A 6066-nucleotide genomic window follows, 5' to 3' on the forward strand; every position below is an offset into this window, starting at 1 on the left:
TCTGACCAAACCCGCTTCTTCTGCCCCTTCTTGCCCGCCATCGCTTACCTCAAGATGTCCACTATCCATGGTGGACATCTAGCAGGCACTCCATCACGCCGTCAGAGCGGGGACACCGGACGGATACCCTTCACCCCGATCGAGAGCATGTTCGCAACCGTCCGCCATCGCACAGGAAAAACCAAAGGATGCCTAAGCCGGAAAACCGGTCTGGCCATGGCATTCCGTCTGATGATGTCAGCCCAGGCCAAATGGCGAAAACTCGACGGCGTAAGCCGCCTGCCAGAAATCGTTCAAGGGATTGAAATCAGAGACGGCATCAAGCAACTTCAAACCGCCGCCTGACCGCGCCGTCACCAACTTTCGGGCATTTCTCGTCTTCGTACGACTGCATGAACTACCTCCGAGATAGTCCAAGTTTTGTTCGTACCCCAAAACCCACTCCACAGATATGAAAAAACCAGCACTTCAGCGTCTCTGAAGTGCTGGCCAATGGCAGCCAAGCCATGCGACGCCGCCGCATGGCTAGCTATTCGGTTACTGGCCGGGGGTCAGCTTATAGATCGTTCCTTCGTCGATCGACGCATAAAGACTGCCGTCTGGGCCTGTAACCAGCGAGCGGAAGCGACCCGGATCCATGGGCAGCGTCATCTCCGTTACGTCTTCAACGTCTGTGCCGTCGCCGTTGAACTGTATCACATCAATGCGCTGACCAATCGGTGTGCCGCCAAAGCCAATGCCCATGATGCCTACAACCATTGCCCCGTCCCAGTCACCCCAGCCTTCACCTTTGAGAAAGGCCGCTGATGAGGTGCCTTGTGACCAGCCATTATTGTTCCATATTGGTGGCATGGCGTCGGGGTAAGTGTCAAAATCGGTCATCGGCATGAAGGCGGCACGCTCATAGCGGTTCATGCCATCTTCCTGATTGGGGCTATAGCCGCAATAATCGTCCGGGCAGTCGCCTCGTCCGGCCATATTGGGCCGCGGGTCCCAGCCGCCGTTTCCGCCGTTTTCCAAGATTGTGATTTCGTCTGAATGCCACGGCCCATGCTCGGCAGTGATTGCGGCGCCTGTTTCAGGGTGAAACGCGATCCCCTGCACGTTGCGATGGCCGTAGGTGTAGGTTCTTTTGTCAAACCCTTCAGGCGGGTTGTTTTCGGCAATCGCATTGCCGTCTGTATCGATCCGAAGAACCTTTGAACCCATCTTTGTCGGGCTCTGGGGCACTTCGCTGTTATGCGTATCGCCTGTGGTCAGAAAGAGGTGACCGTTTGGATCAAAGCGCACACGTCCTCCGTTATGCGCCCCGGGCCCCCCGAACGGGTGATCAGATGCCGCCATTTTATAGACCACATCATCAACAATATCTGTGCGGTCGTCGACTGCGGTGAAATCGTCGTTCAGCGTGAAACGCATCAGCCGGTTGGTATGTGGATCCGACATATTGGATGTCGAATAAACATAAATGCGACGGTTAGTTTCAAAATCTGGGTCAAACGCGACCCCCATCATACCCGCCTGTCCTTCGCAAAAAAGATCAGCGCCGTTTGCCGGATAGCCTTCGGCTTCACCCACGCCATAAAGCGCGTTTACGGCCCCATCCGGAAGGCGGACCGACAGGCCAGAGCATTTCTCGGTAAACAGCATTGTGCCGTCGTCAAGAAATGCCATGTCCCAAGGGTTGTCCAACCCGTCAAGCACGACTTCATGTTGCAGATTTGTGGTGTTCATCCCATTTTGTGCGACTGCCGCCGTCGACAGCAAAGCCGTCCCGGCAAGAAGCGCGGCCGTAGCAGACAGCGCAGACAAATACTTCACGTGTTCCATGTTTCCCTCCCATTGGTAGATTTCGCGGTCCGCCCAGAAACTGCTTTTTTTTGTGCTTTATATCCGGCCTGACCTTAGGTTAATCGTAACTCTCGCTCTTCCAGCCGGGCAATGATTTTATCATGTTTTTATATGCTTGGCGCTGAAGAGTTGATATTCTCAGTGTCAGTCAAAGGCCGTAGCGACGTAAAACGAGATATTTGCAATATCTTCGTCAGAGAGCTTCTTGGCATGGCTGATCATTAAAATGGAATTCGGCCCGATCTTTTCACCGGCTCTGTAGAGCTCGAGCTTTTCAGCAATATACTCCGGCGATTTGTCGGAAAGCTTTGGATAGCTTGCTGCACCCTGGGCCTGGTTGCCGTGACAGGCCCGGCATGACTTACGAAAGATCTTCTCCGCCGCTTTCAGATCAACCTCTTGCTCGGCGACTACGGCTCCGGGCGCGTCGGCCGTCGCCGGGTCAGTTGATGGGGTCTCGGCCCACGCTGCCATACTGCATAAACACGTTGCGGCAGCCAAAGCATAGACTTTCAACATCGGCATCGTCTCCTTCGTTTGGTCGGACCATATTGTTGTAAACGATCTTTGAGCCAAGTCCAGTGTTCTGACAAAATTAAATGTCAGCTGACGTCAGATAGAATTCCAATAGTGGCTTTGCCTGTTGAATGTCACTGAGAACTGACCCAGCAGCGACAGACATTGTCATTGAGAATTGACCCATGGTGAGACCTTGCCCCTGACGGGATTTGTCGGGGGGTTCTGTCGCAAACCTTTAAGCCGGTGTGCCTGTCGCGCCGCCTGTGATAGTCGGCTCCGGTTGTTATTGCAGACGTGGACCCGGACGTGGCGATAAATGTCAAAGGCGTGCATTATTCAAAAAAACGTGTTCCTTTTTAGCCGTATTCTTCTACGTCCGCTATGCCGTGTCCTATCGCGATCTGGAAGCGATCATGGCGGAGCGCGGCGCGGATGTAGACCATGCGACCCTGAGCCGATGGGTCGTGAAATTTTCGCCGATGGTAGCTGCCGAGTCCCAGCGGCGAACATCTGCAACCAGCAGGTCCTGGCGCATTGACGAGACTCATATCAAGGTCAAAGGTGTGTGGACGTATTTGTATCGCGCAGTTGATAAGCGCGGGAGAACGCTTGATTTCATGCTTTTTGAACATCGTGACGAGGCAGCAGCCACGGGCTTCTTCGCGCGCGCGCTCACGAACAACGGCTGGCCGAAGAAAGTCGTGATCGACAAGAGCGGCGCGAACTTGGCCGGGCTCGAGACCCTGAATTGGCGGCTCATCTTGCAGGGCTGGTTCTGGTTGATCGACATCTGCTGCGTCAAATATCTGAACAACATTATTAAGCAGGACCACCGGTTCATCAAAGCCAGAAAAAGGGGAAGCGTGCGCAACGCGGAAAAATCCTCCTTTCGTGAAAACCGAATTCGGTCAATAATCTAAGGAGCATTCGCAGTACGGGCATGACGTGTAAAAACACGAAGCATGCGCAGGAAAGGGAAAGCGTGCGCAGACTTTTATCCCTGCATTCCCCAAGTAGCTTGACGTTTTCATCCCTCTGATGGTCATTAATATGTTATATTTCAGCATGTTAATTTGGCTTGAGGTTTCGGATTATGGATCACCCAGAGGGTGCAAGCGAAACGGGTGATGGGCGGCTTGGTTTTGACCGCCGGGTGCGGCTCGAATTTCGTGGCACGCAGCTCAGTTCCGACGGCGGTCTTCTGGTGATGCGCGAGTTGGATGACGTGCTCGGGCTGTCTGATCTTGCGTCGGGCGCGTTGCGTGACAGCCGCACTGGGAAGAACACCGTTCACAGGTTTGACGGGCTTTTTCGACAATCTGTCTACGGGCGACTGGCGGGCTACGAAGACGTCAACGATGCCGACCGTCTCGCACTCGATCCTGTCATACGCCAGGTTGTCGGTGGCCGGGCCGTCGATGCGCAGGCAGCCTCGGCCTCGCAGATGGGGCGGTTCGAGACCGAGACGCTGGCCTTGTCCGAGAACCGGGAAGCGTTGGCCGATCTGAATGGCCAGTGGATTGACCGCTTCCACGACCGCAACGGGCTGAAGTACATCATACTGGACATGGATAGTTCCGTCAGCCCGACCCATGGTGACCAGGAAGGCACGGCCTGGAACGGGCATTTCGACTGCACCTGCTATCATCCGAACTTCCTGTTCAACCAGTTTGGCATGCTGGAACGCTGTGCCCTGCGAAACGGGAATGTCCACAGCGCCGATGGCTGGCGGGGCGTCCTCGACCCGGTCATTGCCCGGCATGCCGACCGCGACATCCTGCGCTTCTTCCGGGCCGATGCCGCCTATGCGATCCCGGCTCTCTATGAGCGGCTGGAGGAGGCAGGCTACCTCTACGCCATTCGCCTGCCCGCCAACGCGGTGCTCAAGGAGAAGATCGCGCATCGGCTGACCCGACCGGTCGGACGTCCGTCGCTGACCAAGGTCAAGCGGTTCTACGAGGACATTGAGTATCAGGCGCAAAGCTGGGACAAGGAACGCCGCGTGATTGCCAAGATCGAGTGGCATCCGGGCGAGCTGTTCCCCCGCGTGGGTTTCATCGTCACCAACCTGCCCATGGAACCGGACGAGGTCATCCTCTTCTATAATCAACGTGGCACAGCTGAGCAGCACATCAAGGAAGGAAAGTACGCCTTCCACTGGACGCGCCTGTCCTGCAGGCGGTTCCGTGACAACGAGGTGCGGCTGCACCTGCACGCGCTGGCCTACAACCTGGCCACCTTCCTGCGCTGCATCGAGCTACCCGAGGAAATGGCCCGCTGGTCGCTGACCAGCCTGCAACTTAAACTGATCAAGATTGGGGCCCGCGTCGTGCGTTACGCCCGAACAATCACCTTCCAGCTTGCCGAGGTCGCGGTGACCGGCCCAATGGTCAGGGCCATCCTTGCCGCCATTCACGGCCTCCGAGCGCCGCCTTCATGTGCGTGACCGCGATCCTACCAGCAGCTGAACGAAAGCGGCAGGACAGGTCTGTCCACCGTGCTGAAAAACGGCGACGCGGGGCCGGGATGATGCGAGTTTGCGGACCGACCTGCCCGAATTCGAGCGTTTGGGCCCATGCAAGCGCCGTTCAGGGCCCAAAACGCTTGATCAATAAGCGAAATCAGGCGGCCTCGACGTCAAACGGCATGCCACTTGGGGAATGTCGGTTGTGGTACTCTCCGATCAGTCGCGTGAATGATGAAATATGCCGCTTAGATCGTTTTGAGGGCAAGTTATTTGTGCAGATACACAGCTTAGGGTAGTTTATTATCTATATTGTCTAATTTTTATTCTTGGCAGAAATTCGAATGTTACGTGGTCTTGTCGTGAAGAATACGACGGATGATGCGGACGTCATGGTTTGTGTCTCATTCTTGAAGGGAATATTAATGATTAAAACAGCTCGCAGGTTTGCCCAAGGTTTAATTTTCGCTGTATGCGCTACTGGAGTAAATGCTCAAGAGTTTAAGATGGAGAGCTTCAGTTATAACGAATTCTCCGAGGGGCTCTACTCCGAAGCCGTAACCGTCACAGGTCCTGCAAAATTCATTTATCTTGCGGGTATAGGTCCTAAAACTCCGGAGGGAGAGGTGCTGCACAAGGACAATTTCCTGGAGCAATGCCGATTGGTATGGGACAAAGTAGAAGAGGTTCTCAAGGCCAACGGGGCGACTCTTGCTGATATTGTTAAGGCAACGAGCTACCTCATTGACGTCCGTGATCGAGGCGATATGCAAACCTGCCGCGCAGAAGCTTTTGAAGGGCAAGTCTTCCCTCCACATACATTTCTAAACGTAAGCCAACTCGCCCGGCCTGGCATGATGATCGAGGTCGATGTCGTAGCGGCCGTTGCTGCTGAGTAAACCCATATCTGGCACGACGATAAACTGAGACGTTCAGGAAAGTAGCCTGCAGCTCAACGCTCTCAGATAATAGACAAAATCAGACAGGGCCATTCTGGCAGGGGGCGGCTGGCCGCCCCCTATGCCTCACTGTCAATCACGGTGACAAAAAGGGCCATTTACCGGCGCAAAATGGGGCCACGCTCGGGATGTCGGCGGCGCTCTAGCCCCCTGTGTCAGCGTAGTTGTCCGCCGCTCTATTTTTCCTCTACATTTTCGGCGGGCCAGATAGGACGATGACGTGGGATATTCACCCGAACGAAAGGCGGCCGTTCTGAAGCGGATGCTGCCACC

Annotated in this window: 4 protein-coding genes and 2 pseudogenes; 4 read left to right on the forward strand and 2 right to left on the reverse strand. The window is 55.1% G+C overall.

What is annotated here, in order from left to right:
* Window positions 1-345 (forward strand): annotated as a pseudogene (locus tag BV911_RS20140) (hypothetical protein); the annotation flags it as partial.
* A gap of 192 nt (window positions 346-537) precedes the next feature.
* Here BV911_RS20140 and BV911_RS18250 read toward each other — a convergent pair.
* On the reverse strand, window positions 538-1830 hold the full coding sequence (locus tag BV911_RS18250; protein ID WP_086054992.1) for a sorbosone dehydrogenase family protein: 1293 nt from the start codon (window positions 1828-1830) through the stop codon (window positions 538-540).
* Window positions 1831-1995: 165 nt separating this feature from the next.
* On the reverse strand, window positions 1996-2370 hold the full coding sequence (locus BV911_RS18255; protein WP_168184139.1) for a c-type cytochrome: 375 nt from the start codon (window positions 2368-2370) through the stop codon (window positions 1996-1998).
* A gap of 312 nt (window positions 2371-2682) precedes the next feature.
* Between BV911_RS18255 and BV911_RS18260 the strand changes: the two are divergent.
* The 3 genes and pseudogenes from BV911_RS18260 to BV911_RS18270 all read left to right on the forward strand — a co-directional run.
* Window positions 2683-3215, forward strand: a pseudogene (locus BV911_RS18260) (IS6 family transposase); the annotation flags it as partial.
* A 248-nt stretch (window positions 3216-3463) separates the two neighbouring features.
* Complete coding sequence (locus BV911_RS18265; RefSeq protein ID WP_086054994.1) at window positions 3464-4816, forward strand: IS1380 family transposase; 1353 nt, start codon at window positions 3464-3466, stop codon at window positions 4814-4816.
* Between the two features lie 443 nt (window positions 4817-5259).
* Entirely contained in the window at window positions 5260-5733 is a 474-nt protein-coding gene (locus BV911_RS18270; protein WP_168184140.1) for a RidA family protein, read from the forward strand.
* Window positions 5734-6066: the final 333 nt, after the last annotated feature.

The organism is Pseudoruegeria sp. SK021, from assembly GCF_002119405.1.
GTDB lineage: Bacteria > Pseudomonadota > Alphaproteobacteria > Rhodobacterales > Rhodobacteraceae > Meridianimarinicoccus.

Coding starts and splice junctions, on each gene's coding strand:
- BV911_RS18270 (WP_168184140.1), top strand. CDS start 5,260: ATGATTAAAACAGCTCGCAGGTTTGCCCAAGGTTTAATTTTCGCTGTA.
- BV911_RS18255 (WP_168184139.1), bottom strand. CDS start 2,370: ATGTTGAAAGTCTATGCTTTGGCTGCCGCAACGTGTTTATGCAGTATG.
- BV911_RS18250 (WP_086054992.1), bottom strand. CDS start 1,830: ATGGAACACGTGAAGTATTTGTCTGCGCTGTCTGCTACGGCCGCGCTT.
- BV911_RS18265 (WP_086054994.1), top strand. CDS start 3,464: ATGGATCACCCAGAGGGTGCAAGCGAAACGGGTGATGGGCGGCTTGGT.